The following is a 760-nucleotide window of genomic DNA, read 5'->3' on the forward strand; positions in this document are numbered from 1 at the left end:
GGGTTAATAGTCCCCAGCCAGCGGATGGTGACGGATCGGGTAAATTGTGCATCCTTATCGGATTGGGTGTGCAGTGAACCGGTTCCAGGAAATAGCCTCCGCATGAGACCGTACCCGAAACCGACACAGGTGGACAGGTAGAGTATACCAAGGCGCTTGAGAGAACTCTGCTGAAGGAACTCGGCAAATTGCCTCCGTAACTTCGGGATAAGGAGGCCCCGGTTGTGGGCAACCATGATCGGGGGCACAAGCCAGGGGGTGGCGACTGTTTAACAAAAACACAGGGCTCTGCGAAGCCGCAAGGCGACGTATAGGGTCTGACGCCTGCCCGGTGCCGGAAGGTTAAGAGGAGAGGTGCAAGCTTTGAATCGAAGCCCCGGTAAACGGCGGCCGTAACTATAACGGTCCTAAGGTAGCGAAATTCCTTGTCGGGTAAGTTCCGACCTGCACGAATGGCGTAACGACTTCCCCGCTGTCTCCAGCAGAGACTCAGTGAAATTGAATTCCCCGTGAAGATGCGGGGTTTCTGCGGTTAGACGGAAAGACCCCGTGCACCTTTACTGCAACTTTGCGCTGGCATTCGTGTCGGCATGTGTAGGATAGGTGGTAGGCTTTGAAGCGCGGGCGCCAGCTCGTGTGGAGCCAACCTTGAAATACCACCCTTATCGTCATGGATGTCTAACTGCGGTTCGACAGGATCCAGGACAGCGCATGGTGGGCAGTTTGACTGGGGCGGTCGCCTCCCAAAGAGTAACGGAGG

At 56.1% G+C, this 760-nt stretch carries 2 other annotated features.

Annotation, left to right across the window (positions count from 1 at the left end):
* Positions 1-155 precede the first annotated feature (155 nt).
* Positions 156-492: a sequence feature (23S ribosomal RNA rRNA prediction is too short), on the top strand.
* A 67-nt stretch (positions 493-559) separates the two neighbouring features.
* Positions 560-760 (top strand) — a sequence feature (23S ribosomal RNA rRNA prediction is too short).

This window comes from Prosthecodimorpha hirschii, from assembly GCF_001305515.1.
GTDB classification, from domain to species: domain Bacteria; phylum Pseudomonadota; class Alphaproteobacteria; order Rhizobiales; family Ancalomicrobiaceae; genus Prosthecodimorpha; species Prosthecodimorpha hirschii.